A 14,763-nucleotide genomic window follows, 5' to 3' on the forward strand; every position below is an offset into this window, starting at 1 on the left:
AGCCGAGTCTAAGCCCGCGGTGCTGGTCCACCCTCGAGTGGGCGGCATCGTCGACTTCACGGCATCTCGTCTGGTGCAGGCGTGGACGGGCCGGACTTCATCTCCGATCGACGTTTTCGACCGCAGCGTTGATCAGTTCACCTCTCCCGGATGCGCAGCCATCGCCGAGGAAAGTGCGCCCGAGACGGATTCGGGCGTGAGGGCGGACCGGTCCGCCCTCACTGCCAGCGCCGAACAGCAGTTCCGAACTCTGACACAGTTGCTCGACTCGGCACGCCGACACTCTCAGGCACCGCGCAAGGATACGGCGGACCTCTGCTCACCGGAGGACCGATCGATTCCGTCGACGTGCAGCCCGCCGCCAGCGTCACCGGCGAACCAGCCCGCACTGCACGCCCACCTCGTCGGTATCCTCACTCGAACACAGAAGGAGACGACGAAGGAAATGAGTCGATAATGGTCGGGCGAGTAGCCAGCGAAAACGTCTTTCAGATTCGATTGAACGAGTTGTTCGCCGCCGCGAATCGGCGGCCGACCAACAGGGCAGTGGCGAAAGGACTTCTGGCACAAGGATGCCGGCTCTCGGCGCCATATCTCTCGCAGTTGCGCAACGGAATACGCGATAACCCGTCCGAGGAAGTCGTGGCCGCGTTGGCCGACTACTTCGCCGTCTCGCCCGGCTACTTCTTCACCATCCCCTGGTCCGGTGATCGAACCCGCGCACAGGCCTCGGACACCGAGATCGTCGAACGCCTCGATGACCTGGCACTCAAACAGCTGCTGCTGACTGCGAACGGACTCTCCGGAGCATCGCTGGAGCTGCTCGTCGATCTGGCCACCAGATTCCGCACCGCCGATCACCGCCGCGCGGTCCCAGCAGATTCACCGTCCTACAACCGACCATTCGAAGCAGCAGTCGGACCCCGCCGCACTACGTCGGAGAAAGTAGGCCTGGCGCTCACCCACCCTTGACCTGTGGTGATGACACGTCCCCTCGTCGATCGTCGTCGTCACCATCAACATCACCATCACCATCACCATCACCGGCATCCTCACTACGCGCAACCCGAACCATCTGCAGCTGGCGTCCGCTCCACCAGAAACGACCGGCCCTGCAACAATGACGAACCCCACCAGCCGAGGAGATTTTCACCGATGACCGCCACCACCGCCCGCAGCCACACCTCGATGTTGACACCAATCGAGGTGAGAGTGCAGTTGCGTCCGATCGTGCGCATGTATACCCGTGATTGGTAGGGCCGATTTCGTTCTGGTTGCACTGGTTCAGCAGCCGACCGGGCCAATGCCGCTGTAGATCATGACCTGCGGCGTGGGCTCATCGAAAACCGTGACGGACAACATTGATCCATCGGGTGAGCCACCCCAGAACCCGGATCTTCCGGGCAGTCAACGAGCGCACAACAGTTTTGCATGGAATTTGGGTCGGTCCGCTCGTGTTGCAACTTCACTTGCCGCGTCGCCTGCGTTCTGAATCGGGTTCGCGGGCAGTGGATTCCAATTCTCCGACGATCTGCATGAGGCCCAGTAGTGCAATCCGATCGGCGTCGGTTGGTGACCCTTCGGCGTCAAGGAATCCGTAGATCACCCGTTGAAGCCCGTTCGTTCTCGGGGCGTCGTTTGAGATCCGGAGATCTTCATAGCCGAGGTAGTCAGTCAAATTCGGTTCCTCTATCTCATGTGCGAAGCCGGCCGACGCCGCTTGCCTGGAATTTCAATCCTCAGAACCCTGGGCCGCGCCGTCGAGCGACCGCCGCGAAGCGATCAGCGGCCCGCGCCCAGACGTCACGCCCCTCGAAGTCTCCCGCCAGTGCGCGTTCAGTGGATCTTGTGACGAACTGGCGATGTCTGAGCATCAGTGTCTCGTTGTCGAGGGCGTGCGGGTTTTCGCCGAGAATCAGATCATCCGACATGGCTATTGCGGATGGCCGTCGTTTGCTGCACTATTCCGAGCCGATCGTGATTCGGCCATTTTGTGTAGCTCTGCTGTCGTCAGCGTTCCAAGTGACGATCCATCCGAGAGCGCCGTGTCGATTCGAACCAGACTTTGACGGAACCATTTTCCATCGTCATCGTTGAATGCAAACGGCGTGCCGACGAACTGTGCGAGGTTCCCGAACTTATTGATGTCGTGAAAGAGTTCGACCGTGATTCCAGTTTTGGCAGGGTCGAAGATTGCGGTGACAACCCCGTCTTTGCAGCTGATGTTCTTGATTGCTTGAGCGATCCTCACGCCGCCACTTGCGCGCTCTGCCATGCAATTGAGGGCGGCAGCAGTGATCTCGGCGTCGGTGGGCGGGGTGTTGGGTAGGTTGCTCATGGCTCTCTTTCGGTTGAGATCGAGGGGAGACGGACAGTTGACAAACATTAAATCAGACAAACCGGTCGGTAGGTAAAGAAGCGCAAGAGTTACGCCTCGACGTCGGTACTACCGATGTCGAGGTATAGCTTTTTCGTCTCGAGGGAGGGGACTGCCTGTAAGTGTTGATTGCGGCTGGCCTGGGCTGGCCGACAGGATCGGTATCGTCGCCGCAACGTATGTGACTCAGGGACTGCTTTGCCTCTCGGACTGCACTTGTGAGGAATTGTCCATCGATTGCGGCAGCGACATCGGCCCTGACATAGCTATCGGTGGCTTGATTTTCAAGCCTGCCCAACTCAGTAAATCGCGGGTGTTCAGAGCCCACCATCGAAGAAGGCCGAGAGCGCCGGCGCCGGGTGTTCTGCAGTGGCCGTATTCGCCACGCCGACAACGATCAATCCCAGCGCGAACACTGCGCAGAGTGCACCGATCGACCCCAACACACGCCTCGTCCGCCTGCTGGACCGTGCCGTTCGGGCGAACTTAGTCCACAACACCACGCTCGCGCCGATGAAGACGGCCGCGCCGATCAGCGCAATCACAGCCATGGCCAGGTGACATCGAGCGAAGTCGCTGATCATCAGATCCAGGGCAGGCGCTATCTGGTTGCCCGCGCTCGTCGATTCAGCGAGTTGCTGCCTGACTTGACCGAGAGCATCGGCGAGTTCTCCGTCGGATTCCCGCACCGGCAACACCGACATCAACGAGGCGAACGGCGCAATGACGCCCTGAACGTTGGCCATCACCAGCACCGATGAGAACAACGCCAGAACCGTGACAAGTCCTCCGGCCGAGACGAATGCGATCTTCTTTCCCGCCGTGAGTGGACCAGCCTTCGCAAACGACTTCCGGAGGATTGCTCCGAGCGCGAAGAGGACCGTCAGCAGGATTGCAGCAATCACGGCCTTGGCCACGTAATACCGGAACCAGTAGTCGACAACTGCCTCCAACCTCGGAGAGAAAGCCCGGACGCCGGAACTCCAATATCCGACGAACGCCGCGCGGACCGTCTCGATAAGTTCACCCTGGTCTGCGCAACCTTCGCCCGGTCTGCCCGCCAGCGCCCCCGGGGTGAAAACGAAAGCCGCGGCGAGTGCGACAGCGCAGGCGACGAGCATAGCGGTCGTGACACCTGAGATCCCCGCAGATCGCGACGGTCCCGTGGTGCTGTGCATTGGGCATCCCCAGCGTGATGCGCGATCATCTGGTCACCGTCAACGGTAGCGGAAGGCGCGATCGAACTCGACCAGCCGGCGGGGCCGCCCGGTTCCGCGGGGCTGAAGAACACTCCAAGCCACGTAGCCGTAACGGCAACGCGGGCTTGATCGTTGGCATGACGAACGCGCGCAGGGCACCCGTGAAAGCTGACGCAGTCCAGTAGACGAGCAGGCCGCACCGCCGGCCGTTGATCAGAAGCCGAGCGCTTCAGCCTCCTAGCTGTCCGGATCCCAGCGCTGCTCGATCTCTGTGCATTTGGCCTCCGGCATCGACTGAACCATCGCCCACGACATTGACAACGATCGCTCCGCACCGTCGTCATCCCAATTGTCAAGGTACGCAGCCTCAGCCGCAGCAGGACCGCGGATCTCTCAGGCTTGGGTTCTAGCGGTCGATCTGGATCCGACTAATCGAGTTCGGAAATCGCGACCAGTCCGCCGAGGTACTCAGCATCCGAATACGCCTTGGCGAGAAGTACACCGAGTTCACCGAGCGCTTCATGGTCGCCGCCGTACGCAACAAACATCCCGGCTTCGGGATCGGTGTCGAATCGGCCTTCCAGATTCGGCGCATCGCGTCCGACCACTGCGTGAGCCACCGAAGCCCAGTCGTAACCTCCCCCGTCGAACCCTTCAACTTGCTCGAATACCGCTGCGACTCTGCCGAAGTGCTGATCCGTGAGCATCAGTGACCATTTTCCCGGTGACGTCTCGAAAAGCTGCAGAGGTTCGATCGATGGCGATGTCATGCCTGCATTGAATCAGATCCGACCGACAGGTGCGGTTCTCACGGCCTACGGATTGAGTGAGTGCAACGGCGAAGGTGGTGAGTCGTTCTCGGGTACAGGTTCCGGGGCTGGGCGTGTAAATGCCCTGCGGGTAGTCGCTACTCAAATCTTCCACCGCCGAAATCTTCCACCGCCGACATTGCCCAATTGTGCCCATCCGATCCCGTATTCGAAGCCCACGGTCGAGTTGTAGGCACCGATCACCCACCAGCGGCCGAGATCGTCCTCGCGCACCCACCGGTGGCGCAAGAAAAATGCACGTTGCCAGCCACTCTGACGTACCAGAGTTCAGCTGCGGTCATACCTTGGGGTAAAGCCTCCAAAAATATTGACTACCAACAAGTTAGACAATATTTAAGCTGTGTCGTAGGTGGCTCCGGCAGGGGCAATGACTGCCAGCTAGTCGGACCCTACGCGGTAAAACGTCACCCGAGAGACGCCGGCCGCCTTGGTGATCGTATGCCGATGATGTCCACTGCCATCCGGAAATGTCGAAGGAATCAATCGAAGGTGACATCGAGACGTTACGGCCTCGGCAATGGAGAGCGACGCGTGCGCCAGGTCGACATCCGGGCTCGACATTCGAACCCGCTTCTGCGTCCCATATACAAAATAAGTGGCATTTGCGCACCTACAAAGGACGGCTTGTCTATGGATAACCAGGAAGATGCGGAAATCGAGCCGATAATCTATCCTGACAATCGAATCCAGCGGGGATCCGAAGATGCCTTTCCGCTGGTAATGGCGATGTGACGGCAGTTGCCGAAGGAAAAACCGTCACGTGGTGATGTTGGTCACAAATGGACACAACGGTCATGCAGCCACTAATGCGCAAACCTTAAATTGGATAGATATGCCGATCTTCCCCCCGAAATGGACAACCGTCCTGTAAACAATAGGGACGTCCGGTCTCGATGTTTCCGACTCATCGTGACCAGGCCAGCATCCCAACCTGACGCGGGGGCGTTCAGGACCCAATTGCACGATCGCCCGAATTGAATGGAGCACTACATGTCACGCCGCTCACTACGCCATGCTGTGGCGACCACCGCGTCCCTGGCCCTCATCGCCGCCGGCGTCACCGTTGGACTCGGAGCCTCGGTGGCACAGGCCGCACCCACATGCGCGACCAGCCAGTCGGTCACCTCCAAATGGGCCGGTTCCTTGAACACGCCCTACACCCTCAGTAAGGAGGTTGTCGGCGACGGCACCGCCGCCGCGGGCAACAACGTCACCTACGTCACCAAGGTGTCGGGTTCGGGAGCACTCGTCAACGAGATCACTGACTACCACCCGGCAGGGTTCCAGTTGGTGAAGGCTCGCCTGAGCGTCAAATGGATTGTCGGGGACCAGAAGTGGTCGGACGTCACTACTACCGTTGTCCCCGGCAACGATAACTCCGTTACCGCAAAAGGCGGTGGGTGGACCACAATGGGCGGCGCCGTCATCGCCTTGGAAACCACCTACAAGATCCCCGACAGCGCCGCCGTCGGCACCAAAATCGATAGCGGTGCCGGCACCAATATCGTGCTCGCGAATGGTTACTGGAAGATCAACCCGATGGGCGTATGCGTCACCGTCCGTCCGCCGAACCCCGTCGAGGCCGGCTCCGGCAGCCTCGACGATATGGGCTTCGGCTCGGTGAACACGGGATCGGGCCAGGTGTTCGGCTCGATCACCGATCCGCAGGGTTCGCTCACTAACGTGGTCGGCGGAATCCTGGGCAATGTGCTCGGCAATCTGAGCTGACTCAGCTACGCGAAGAAATGGGCAGAGCCACCAGCGCAGGCTGGTGGCTCTGCCCATACTGGCCTTGCCCTCGACTAGTGGACACAGGTCAGGCGGCGATCGACGCCGCCGTACCGACCTGGGTAATGGATCTCCAACGCCACCGGACTGATCTGACCAGGCAGTGCCGCCGCCGGCGGCTGTCGGTCGCCAATCCACTCACCGTCAGTCACCGCGTCTCTGTCAACTTTCCGGAATACGACTGGGGATCAACACGATTCGGGAACGCCGGGGTGGATTCTGTTGGTGGGACACCGGGCCAGGTCAGGAGTTACATCGCAGGTGAACTGACTGCTCAGGCTGTGCGACCAGCTGTGTGTCAGCGACATGCCACCTACGCATGGCCTGCAAAAATGCCGTGCAGCGAAGTAAAGTGAATCGCACCCCGCAGTTCTCGATGTTTGCGCGCGGCACCGAGGAAACGCTTCGGCGAATAGCAGATCGACGACGTCCTCGACAGCACGATCCACCCACTTACCATCGTGTCGCCACAACCTTGGTAGAGACCGGCTCCACCGGCGACACTGTGATCGACGAGGACCTCGCAGTGTTCCTGCCGGGCGCCTCACCGCACGCAGGGTCACATAGCAGCGTTGACGCGAAATCACCAGCGCTGCAGTGGAATCCCTTCACCGACATCCCGAAATCAGCCAGCCTCACCAATTGATCATCAATCCGGGCACAGTCCTCCAAAACGGCACGGTCGTCGCAACCTCTCATTCGACAGTGTTCCGACGACCGCGTGAACCCACACCCCAAGTAGGGCGGCACCCTCCTCAATAACAAACGGTTCGTTCGATATGCTCGGTAAACTATCGACGGTCACTCGATCGCGTGACTGCCCAGGAGAGCAAGAGACACCGGCGACATGACTGCAACGCTTGATCACTCAACAGACCGAACACCGATTCTGGGGTTCGAGTCGACCGTGCCCCGAAGGCTGGTTCATCGACGATCCGTCGCGGAAGTATTTGTCACAGAATGCATTTCGACAGAAATCCCGGACACATTCGTCTTGGGTGCGCAATGGCCACGGGCGCACACGTTCTACGAGTCAGTAGCCGGTCGACACGACACGATGCTGCTCGCCGAGACCCTTCGACAATCGGCGATCTACCTTGCACACACACGCTACCGGGTGCCCCTGACATCCCGTTTTGTGATGCAGCGGATTCACGTGAAGGCACGATCCGACCTTCGACAGATCGGAATGTATCCGTCCGACGTACGGATCGATGCCGCAGTGTCCGGAATCCTGCGATCAGACTCCGCTCTGAAGCAGTTCACGATCAATCTTCGATTCGTCATCGACGGGAAGGTCGTCGGCACCGGCCTCGGAATCGCGAACGTGATGACGCCGGAGACCTATGATCGACTTCGGTGGACATCGAGACAAGCTGACGGCGTTGGTCCGGCGATCTGCAAGGAACCCGTCGAGCCGCACACCGTGGGAAGATCGAGATCCGCCGACGTCGTTCTGAGCAATCACCCACGAAAAGGTGTGTGGCAATTGCGCACTGACACAACCCATCCCATACTCTTCGATCATCCGTGTGACCATGTCCCGGGAATGTCGGTCCTCGAGGCGGTCCGCCAAGGCGCGCATGCCGCCACAGGCAATGTCGAGGCGGCTGTCGACGAACTCGATGTCACCTTCTCCAAATTTGTCGAACTCGATGAGCACACACTCGTGATCGTGGTGTTGGACCGGGACGGTCACCACAGTGCCGTGGTCACCTTGGAACAAGAAGGAACAAAGGTCGCGGTGGGGTCGGTGCGCTTGTCCCGACCCCACCGCACCCCGTGAACCGCGACAACGAATGATCCGACTACGACGCGTAGGGAAGCAAACGCGCCCGACAGATATCGCCGATCCGACCACCGCGGGCGGCCGGCATGATGCTCGGCAACAAGAATCCCCAGAATACGTCGATCTGCTCTTCGAGATCCGCACGACCCGACAACACATTCGAGACCATCTGGATACCGGTGAAGGACGCGATGACCGTTCTTGCGAGACTTGAAGGTGAAACAGTCCCCACGATGTCCCCCTCGCGCTGTGCGTGCTGGATCAGGACCCGACATCCCTCGATCCAGTCCACGTACGGATCAGCCGGACCGTTGACCGCACTGAGTTCGAGAGTCAGCCGAATCCCCGCCCCGACAACAGGATCCTCGATCATCTGCCGGGCCATCTCATGACACAACATGACGATCTGCTCGATGGCCGAGTTCTCGAGACAGGCCACAGTCTCGATTGCGGCAATCGATATTCGGTGCTGCTGCTCGATGATCGCTTGTGCCAGCTCTTCTTTCGACTGAAAATGAAAGTAGATCGCGCCCTTCGACACCTGACTATGGTCCATGATCTCGGCAAGACTGGCCCCCTCGAATCCCGACTTCCCGAAGGCCTGCGCAGCACTCAAGACGATCTGCTCCCGCGTTGCTACCGCGCGCGCTTGCCTCACCACACGACCTCACCCCTTCATCGCTGCATCACCCCTGAGAAAAGCTATGCCGCATAGTCATACCGAGCTGCTTCCTGCACGAACGTTACCAGCGGCGCGCCACTTCCTCGATTCACGCCGTCCGCTTAGAGATCGGCACGTCGCGGTCGTCGGGGCTAGCGGGTACGTCGGATCTGCCGTGCTCGAGCATCTCACGACACTCGGTGTGCCGTGCACCGCCGTAGTCAGACGTCCCGGCGCGCTCACTCCTACGACGGCACGCGTCGCTTGCGCCGATCTCGACGATCCGACAAGTCTGCAACGAGCCCTCGGCCGCGCGGACACCGTCATTCACACCGCCTCGTACATCGGCCCCGACCCTAGCGTGTGCGATCGGACGAACAGAGTCGGTACCGAGCGTGTGATCGACGCCGCGACCGCCGTGGGTGTGCGAAATATCCTGTATATCAGCACCATTGGCGTATACGGACTCGGTCCGCACACCCGCGCCGGTGAAAGCGATCTCATTCCCTCGCCCGTCACCGCCGCCAGCACGACCAAGTTGGCAGCCGAGAAAGCCATCCGAGAATACGGAGGCACAGTCCTTCGGCCAGGTTTCGTCTACGGAGGTACGAGCTCCCCATTTCTGATGGGGCTCGCTGACATCACCACACGCCTGGGTTCCTGGGTCGACAACGGCGCAGCGCGGGCATCGGTGATCGCGATCGGAGACCTCGCCACCGCGATCGTCGCTGTCGCACTACGCGACGAACCCCCGTCCGGCGAGATCTTCCACGCCTGTCACCCGGACCCGGTGACAGTACGCGAGCTCGTATCCCTTCTGGCGCAACGTGGGCTGACAACCGTCCCCGAGAACAACCTTGCATTCGATGCTGCGATCACGCTCACCGGCGAGCGTGGGCTCCCCCCACGTATCGTCGACCTCGTCGGACACGACCACTGGTACGACCCCACCCGGCTCTGGTCGTTGACCGGTCTCGACCCGACCCGACTGCACCGGACACGAACGATGTAACCAACGAATCAGACGCACCCAGGGGCGGCAACGCATTACCTCTCCGCTACGCGGACTCCATGCCCAGAATCCCACCGCCGCGACGGCCGAGGAAGATGTTCACCTTCGGTTTTCGATGTTTCTGTGAGCATCGGCACCGGATCTCTGGAGGAGCTAAACCGATCCTTGTGACGAGCCACTCCGCGTCAAAAGAACCAACATCGGATCCCGGTCACCAATCATGCCTACTTCGGATGGGCCAGAATCGGACGGCTCACGCACCTGCAGTACCGCACACGGTACAACTGGCCAATGAGAACCTTCGCCACCCAGCACCAACGGCTGATCCTGCCGATCCTCCTCACCGCCGTACTCGTGGTCGCCGGGACCCTGTGGTGGACCAAGACAATCGCCTTCACCAGGACCGCACTGGTCACGTTCAGCGTGACATCATCTCAGGCGTCAGACGGGGCCTATCACGCAGAGCAGATCAGCATCTCCCCTACCGATCTGTCCGAGACCGCTGAACGGGTCGCGCACACCCGCGGCGGTACCGCAGCCGACTACCAGCCCGACCTGACGATCACCCCGGCAGCAGAGGTCGCCGGAATGTCGGTTACAGCGCGCGGCCGAACACCTGGCGCCGCACAGTCATTGGCCAACGACGGCGCCGAAGCACTCCGCTCGTATCTCGTTCAGTCCCGCAACGCCACCTCGACGTCCACCATCGCATTCACTGTCATTACTCCCGGCACGTGATCCCAAACCCCAATGGAATTCAGCATCGGGCAAATGACCGAATCCCATTGCCTGAGAAGGAACCACCTATCCCAAGTGAAGTGATCCACGCGAACTGGACCAGCGCTTCCGTGGAGTGAATCAGATCATCGAGCGGTGGATGCCCTGCGGCTCGCCACCGAGCTGCGAGAGCGTCGACGCGTGGAAGATCGATCCGGGCACGTGGATGGCGTGAGCCAGGCCGGCGTGCGCGTCACGCCAGAAGCGCTGCATCGGGGTATTGAGCTGCAATGCGCCGCCGCCGGAGCGAGCGAAGATCTCATCCACGGCGCGCACTGCACGCCACGCGGCAGCCGTCTGGGTGCGTCGACCGATGGCGCGGAGCTCGAAGGAGACTTCCTGACCCTTCTCGGTCATGTCCCAGAAGCGGTCGACCGTTTCCAGGATCGCTGCACGCGAAGCGGCGATCTCGGCAGCAGCCTCACCGATGGCGAAGAGTACGTACGGATCTTCCTTGATCGGAACACCGCTGACCGTCACGCGCTCACGCTGCGCAGCCATGTTGCAGGCCAATGCGCCTTCGGCGATACCGATCAGCGAGGAGGTGATACCGAGCGGGAAGATGCAGGAGAACGGGAACTTGTACAGGGTCTCCGTGCGACCGGCTTCCTTCCAGGCCGTGCCGTCGTACACCTTGCCGGCGTCGATGGTGCGGTAGGTGGGAAGGAAAGCGTCCTTGACGATGAGGTCCTTGGAGCCGGTTCCACGCAGGCCGACGACGTTCCAGCTGTCCTGGTCGATCTCGTAGTCGCTGCGCGGGAGAAGCACGTGCAGGTGCTTCGGCGGCATGACGGGCTTGCCGTTTTCGTCGCCGACCACGGCGCCGATCATGATCCAGTTGCAGTGATCCGTTCCCGAAGAGAAGGACCAGCGGCCGTTGAGGATGTAGCCGCCGTCGACGGGCTTCGCGACGCCCATCGGTGCGTACGGGGAAGCCATCCAGGTGTCAGGGTTTTCGCCCCAAACCTCTTCCTGTGCCTTCTTGTCGAAGAAGGCAAGCTCCCACGGGTGGACGCCGACGATGCCGCTGACCCAGCCGGTTGCACCGTCCATCGCACCGATAGCCATTGCCGTCTCGGCAAACTCGCGGGGGGTGAGCTTCGAGCCCACCGAATTCCTTGGGCTGGAACATGCGGATGACGCCGGAATCGCGAAGGCGCTTCGCGTTGCCGTCCGTCAGCTGCATGAGCTTGTCGCCCTCGACGCCGCCTGCGCGGATCTCGTCGGCGAACTGAACAATATTGTCTAGAACCTGTCCCATAATTTCCCGCCTCCACTGATAGCCACAACGCTAATCCACAAAGTAGAACATGTTCTAGAAATTAGGGAAGTAGAACGGCCCCACAAGTTTTCCCTATGCATTCACCCACCTCTGCGGAGAGGCGACGACCGTGTGACCCGTCTGGAGCCGGCGACAGTTGCAGATGCGTCGACGGCCATCGGTCTCTACTGCCCGGCCCATGGACGAGTCGCTTGCCCTCGCAGACTGCCGGTGACGTTCACACGTAAAGTTCAGCCGATCCAACTCCAGTGCGGCCAGTCGCTGTAGTGATTTACCGCGACACCCTAGTGATTGCTCCCTATCGGAGTTTTATCCGAACGTGCTCTAATTGGCCGGTGAACACATTCGCGCAGCTCTGGTGGCCGCTCTACCCGCGGCCCTGAACTGTGCACTTTCCGGCCGCCTCACGCGCGGCCGATGATCCTCACCTGTACGACAGGCATCCATCCCGGTTGACGCAATGAGGTGGCCTCATACCGAGAGGACCACCCCATGACCTTCGACAACGACCCACAGATCAACGGGATCGGCGACATGCTGATCAGTTCCCGCTCACTCGACGAATACCGGGCGATGTTCACCCTCACCGACAACGACCTGTCTCGCCGGATCCTCGACTGCCCCGGCGGCGGCGCCGGGTTCACCAGCGAAGTAAACCGCCTCGGCGGCGATGTAACCGCCTGCGACGTAGCCTATTTCGACAACAGTGCGGACGACCTTGCCGCCATTGCGACATCCGAAACGGATCGAGGGAACCGCTACGTCCGCGCGCACGCGGAACAGTATGCGTGGACATACTTCACCGATCCCGACGAACACCAGCGCAGCAGGCACGACGCCGCCCAACAGTTCGCAGCTCACCGTCGCCGACACCCCGAACGCTACGTCCCCGGACGATTGCCTGTGTTGCCGTTCACTGACGGCAGCTTCGATCTGGCACTCAGCTCCCACCTGCTGTTCAGTTACACCGAGCGCCTCGACCACACCTTCCATCTCGACGCGATTACCGAACTGATGCGCGTCACCTCCGGAGAGCTACGCATCTTTCCTCTCGTCGCTGTGGGATCGTCGGCGCCCTACCCGCGACTCGCCGAACTGCTCGCCGACCTACACGCCCGCAATATCGTCGGCCGCGCAGTGAAAGTCGACTACGAATTCCAACGAGGCGCCGACCACATGCTGGTGTGCCGCCACGCACCATCCACGGCGCCGTCGTGACCCATAGCGGCTGACAAGCGCCCCCTACGTGTCGCGTATTCGTCTCGAACTATTCGTGGCCGAATACACCACGGGCGGCATCACAAGCGGCGGCCGACATGAGAGAGGCCGACATGGTGGAGTTTTCGTCGCGGAATCGATTGTTCTGCAACAAATTTCAGATTCTACATCGATCTCGGGGAGGTGCAGCGAAACAGCCGGTGCACCCCTGACCGCACTCGCCCACTGATGAGTCCGCAACTAACAGACACGCACCAGCCACTCCGACAGTGCGGTTACGGCTTGTCTCGGATCGGCGTGTTCTGCCCAGCTGCAAGCCACCATTGCCCGTCGCGGCGTACGAGTACGTACATGGCCATCTCCGAGAAGTCGGCGCCACCGGGCGGTGCGTCCGCTAAGTGCAGCCGTCGAATGTGGACGAGCACCAGGTCGGCAGAGGGTGCGGACGTCTGCACCACCTCATAGCGGGACGTCGCAACGACCGGGGTATCCATCATCGAACGGTGGATGGCGTTCAGCGGCGCGTAACCGGTGAGAACCCGACCGTAGGGGCTTCCCCACAGCACGTCCTGGGCGAACATGCTGTCGTAGAGATCGGCGTCACCGGTATCGAGGCCGGTCTGCAAACTGTCGAGTAGTTCTCGAACCGCGTCATCGGCGCTGCCCGCACCCGTCGGCCGGTGCAGTATCGGTCGTTGCCCGGTCAGCCGGTGCTCAGCGGCAGGGCGCAACGGCCGCAGCGCCGAAGCCCACCGCAGCAGCGAGTCGAACATGCGGGAACGCATACTCTCCTGACGTTCCCGAGGTGCGAGGTGCCCTTCCTCGTCGAAGTCATCGAACACGTTGAGCGCGACGGCCGGCCCGACGCCGGCAAGCCCGAGTTCGGCGGTAATCCCGCGTAGATGTTCGACTGCGCGGACACCGCCGTCGACGCCGTAGCCGACGAAGGCTACCGCCTTGTCGTTCCATTCGCGGTACAGATGGTCCAGGGAATTTTTCAAGGCGGCGCTGGTGGAATGGTTGTACTCCGGCGAGACGAGCACATATGCGTCGAAGCCTTCGATCAGTTCCGCCCACGCCCTGGTGTGCGGCAAGGTGTAGCCGCCGAACGCAGGTGAGTTCGGCTCCGCCAGCGTGGGCAGAGCAACCTCGTCGAGATCGAGAAGGGACAGCTCCGCGCCCTCAGGTGCGGCGGCGCACACCCACTCGGCCACAGCCCGCGCCCGTCGATTGGGCCGCCTACTTCCGGCAATCACCGCCACGCGCAGCACATGCCCCGAGGGAGTCACAGATTCCGTTGTCGTCATGACCCTCATACTGAGGGTTCAACATATGTTGAAGTCAAGGCATGTCTGTGGCAACTTCGAGACATGACTGCTTCTGTGGCACACCTTGCCGCGACACCTCTGCCAGCTGTCCTCACCGTGAGCGACGTTGCCACCGAGAGCGGAGTAGCACCATCGGCGGTGCGCTTCTACGAGAGGTACGGCGTCATCACCGCAGTCCGCACCAACAGCAACCAGCGACGCTTCGATGACTCCGCCGCATGCCGGATCAAGGTTGCCAAGCTCGCCCAGCGCATCGGGCTGACGGTGCGAGAGATCGCCGAAGTATTCGCCGATCTGCCCACCGATCCGTGTCCGGCCGACTGGGGCCTCATCGCCGACATCCTCATCACAGAAGCCGAAACCCGCACCGCGAACCTGCGGGTACAACTGTCTTCGATGGGATCAGGGGCCAAACTCTGCGAGATCACCGACCACGTCGACGAACAAGGACATACACCGCCCCCAAGACCGATAAGACCCACGGCATAAGAAACATATTCTG

General features: G+C 61.0%; 17 protein-coding genes and 1 pseudogene. 9 read left to right on the forward strand and 9 right to left on the reverse strand.

Annotated elements, in window-relative coordinates; translation table 11 throughout:
- The first annotated feature begins 19 nt into the window (after positions 1-19).
- Both BDB13_RS27970 and BDB13_RS27975 read left to right on the forward strand, forming a co-directional pair.
- A complete protein-coding gene (locus tag BDB13_RS27970; protein WP_141210724.1) occupies positions 20-457 on the forward strand; it encodes a hypothetical protein in 438 nt (145 codons plus the stop codon).
- Complete coding sequence (locus tag BDB13_RS27975; protein WP_094275335.1) at positions 457-972, forward strand: helix-turn-helix domain-containing protein; 516 nt, start codon at positions 457-459, stop codon at positions 970-972. The genes BDB13_RS27970 and BDB13_RS27975 overlap by 1 nt, the downstream gene beginning before the upstream one ends.
- Positions 973-1,055: 83 nt before the next feature.
- On the opposite strand, the gene BDB13_RS27980 is transcribed toward BDB13_RS27975, so the two are convergent.
- The 6 genes from BDB13_RS27980 to BDB13_RS28005 all read right to left on the reverse strand — a co-directional run bounded on the left by BDB13_RS27980 (position 1,056) and on the right by BDB13_RS28005 (position 4,346).
- Positions 1,056-1,238 (reverse strand): hypothetical protein, encoded by a 183-nt coding sequence (locus tag BDB13_RS27980; protein WP_094275336.1) that lies wholly within the window; start codon positions 1,236-1,238, stop codon positions 1,056-1,058.
- Between the two features lie 227 nt (positions 1,239-1,465).
- Positions 1,466-1,678: a hypothetical protein gene (locus tag BDB13_RS27985; RefSeq protein WP_094275337.1), complete on the reverse strand. Its 213-nt coding sequence runs from the start codon at positions 1,676-1,678 to the stop codon at positions 1,466-1,468.
- Positions 1,679-1,739: 61 nt separating this feature from the next.
- Entirely contained in the window at positions 1,740-1,931 is a 192-nt protein-coding gene (locus BDB13_RS27990) for a hypothetical protein (protein WP_094275338.1), read from the reverse strand.
- 2 nt (positions 1,932-1,933) lie between these two features.
- On the reverse strand, positions 1,934-2,338 hold the full coding sequence (locus tag BDB13_RS27995; protein ID WP_094275339.1) for a hypothetical protein: 405 nt from the start codon (positions 2,336-2,338) through the stop codon (positions 1,934-1,936).
- A 356-nt stretch (positions 2,339-2,694) separates the two neighbouring features.
- Positions 2,695-3,555: a hypothetical protein gene (locus tag BDB13_RS28000; RefSeq protein WP_094275340.1), complete on the reverse strand. Its 861-nt coding sequence runs from the start codon at positions 3,553-3,555 to the stop codon at positions 2,695-2,697.
- A 449-nt stretch (positions 3,556-4,004) separates the two neighbouring features.
- Positions 4,005-4,346, reverse strand: a complete 342-nt coding sequence (locus tag BDB13_RS28005) for an Imm51 family immunity protein (RefSeq protein WP_094275341.1) — start codon at positions 4,344-4,346, stop codon at positions 4,005-4,007.
- Between the two features lie 1,050 nt (positions 4,347-5,396).
- On the opposite strand from BDB13_RS28005, the gene BDB13_RS28015 reads away from it, so the two are divergent.
- From BDB13_RS28015 to BDB13_RS28025, 3 genes are all read left to right on the forward strand, one after another.
- On the forward strand, positions 5,397-6,134 hold the full coding sequence (locus BDB13_RS28015) for a hypothetical protein (protein ID WP_094275343.1): 738 nt from the start codon (positions 5,397-5,399) through the stop codon (positions 6,132-6,134).
- 412 nt (positions 6,135-6,546) lie between these two features.
- On the forward strand, positions 6,547-6,840 hold the full coding sequence (locus BDB13_RS28020; RefSeq protein ID WP_141210725.1) for a hypothetical protein: 294 nt from the start codon (positions 6,547-6,549) through the stop codon (positions 6,838-6,840).
- A 201-nt stretch (positions 6,841-7,041) separates the two neighbouring features.
- Positions 7,042-7,980 carry a ScbA/BarX family gamma-butyrolactone biosynthesis protein gene (locus BDB13_RS28025; RefSeq protein ID WP_094275345.1) on the forward strand — a complete coding sequence of 313 codons (939 nt, stop codon included), beginning with the start codon at positions 7,042-7,044 and terminating at the stop codon, positions 7,978-7,980.
- Between the two features lie 22 nt (positions 7,981-8,002).
- On the opposite strand, the gene BDB13_RS28030 is transcribed toward BDB13_RS28025, so the two are convergent.
- A complete protein-coding gene (locus BDB13_RS28030) occupies positions 8,003-8,644 on the reverse strand; it encodes a ScbR family autoregulator-binding transcription factor (RefSeq protein ID WP_094275346.1) in 642 nt (213 codons plus the stop codon).
- Between the two features lie 43 nt (positions 8,645-8,687).
- On the opposite strand from BDB13_RS28030, the gene BDB13_RS28035 reads away from it, so the two are divergent.
- On the forward strand, positions 8,688-9,656 hold the full coding sequence (locus BDB13_RS28035) for an NAD-dependent epimerase/dehydratase family protein (protein WP_094275347.1): 969 nt from the start codon (positions 8,688-8,690) through the stop codon (positions 9,654-9,656).
- 291 nt (positions 9,657-9,947) lie between these two features.
- Positions 9,948-10,394 carry a hypothetical protein gene (locus tag BDB13_RS33220; protein WP_254923089.1) on the forward strand — a complete coding sequence of 149 codons (447 nt, stop codon included), beginning with the start codon at positions 9,948-9,950 and terminating at the stop codon, positions 10,392-10,394.
- A 120-nt stretch (positions 10,395-10,514) separates the two neighbouring features.
- Here the strand turns inward: BDB13_RS33220 and BDB13_RS28045 are convergent.
- Positions 10,515-11,694, reverse strand: a pseudogene (locus BDB13_RS28045) (acyl-CoA dehydrogenase family protein).
- A gap of 513 nt (positions 11,695-12,207) precedes the next feature.
- On the opposite strand from BDB13_RS28045, the gene BDB13_RS28050 reads away from it, so the two are divergent.
- Positions 12,208-12,933: a hypothetical protein gene (locus BDB13_RS28050; RefSeq protein WP_094275348.1), complete on the forward strand. Its 726-nt coding sequence runs from the start codon at positions 12,208-12,210 to the stop codon at positions 12,931-12,933.
- Positions 12,934-13,208: 275 nt separating this feature from the next.
- Here BDB13_RS28050 and BDB13_RS33225 read toward each other — a convergent pair whose 3' ends face one another.
- Positions 13,209-14,240: an SgcJ/EcaC family oxidoreductase gene (locus BDB13_RS33225; RefSeq protein WP_094275349.1), complete on the reverse strand. Its 1,032-nt coding sequence runs from the start codon at positions 14,238-14,240 to the stop codon at positions 13,209-13,211.
- Positions 14,241-14,303: 63 nt separating this feature from the next.
- On the opposite strand from BDB13_RS33225, the gene BDB13_RS28060 reads away from it, so the two are divergent.
- Positions 14,304-14,750, forward strand: coding sequence for a MerR family DNA-binding transcriptional regulator (locus tag BDB13_RS28060; protein ID WP_094275350.1), 447 nt, complete (start codon positions 14,304-14,306; stop codon positions 14,748-14,750).
- Positions 14,751-14,763: the final 13 nt, after the last annotated feature.

This window comes from Rhodococcus sp. OK302 (assembly GCF_002245895.1).
Lineage (GTDB): Bacteria > Actinomycetota > Actinomycetes > Mycobacteriales > Mycobacteriaceae > Rhodococcus_F.

What these genes read in the sequence shown, in the direction of transcription:
- BDB13_RS28035 (WP_094275347.1), top strand. Translation starts at nt 8,688, where the DNA reads ATGCCGCATAGTCATACCGAGCTGCTTCCTGCACGAACGTTACCAGCG.
- BDB13_RS27975 (WP_094275335.1), top strand. Translation starts at nt 457, where the DNA reads ATGGTCGGGCGAGTAGCCAGCGAAAACGTCTTTCAGATTCGATTGAAC.
- BDB13_RS27980 (WP_094275336.1), bottom strand. Translation starts at nt 1,238, where the DNA reads ATGCGCACGATCGGACGCAACTGCACTCTCACCTCGATTGGTGTCAAC.
- BDB13_RS28050 (WP_094275348.1), top strand. Translation starts at nt 12,208, where the DNA reads ATGACCTTCGACAACGACCCACAGATCAACGGGATCGGCGACATGCTG.
- BDB13_RS28005 (WP_094275341.1), bottom strand. Translation starts at nt 4,346, where the DNA reads ATGACATCGCCATCGATCGAACCTCTGCAGCTTTTCGAGACGTCACCG.
- BDB13_RS27995 (WP_094275339.1), bottom strand. Translation starts at nt 2,338, where the DNA reads ATGAGCAACCTACCCAACACCCCGCCCACCGACGCCGAGATCACTGCT.
- BDB13_RS28015 (WP_094275343.1), top strand. Translation starts at nt 5,397, where the DNA reads ATGTCACGCCGCTCACTACGCCATGCTGTGGCGACCACCGCGTCCCTG.
- BDB13_RS28025 (WP_094275345.1), top strand. Translation starts at nt 7,042, where the DNA reads ATGACTGCAACGCTTGATCACTCAACAGACCGAACACCGATTCTGGGG.
- BDB13_RS33225 (WP_094275349.1), bottom strand. Translation starts at nt 14,240, where the DNA reads ATGACGACAACGGAATCTGTGACTCCCTCGGGGCATGTGCTGCGCGTG.
- BDB13_RS33220 (WP_254923089.1), top strand. Translation starts at nt 9,948, where the DNA reads ATGAGAACCTTCGCCACCCAGCACCAACGGCTGATCCTGCCGATCCTC.
- BDB13_RS27990 (WP_094275338.1), bottom strand. Translation starts at nt 1,931, where the DNA reads ATGTCGGATGATCTGATTCTCGGCGAAAACCCGCACGCCCTCGACAAC.
- BDB13_RS28000 (WP_094275340.1), bottom strand. Translation starts at nt 3,555, where the DNA reads ATGCACAGCACCACGGGACCGTCGCGATCTGCGGGGATCTCAGGTGTC.
- BDB13_RS28060 (WP_094275350.1), top strand. Translation starts at nt 14,304, where the DNA reads ATGACTGCTTCTGTGGCACACCTTGCCGCGACACCTCTGCCAGCTGTC.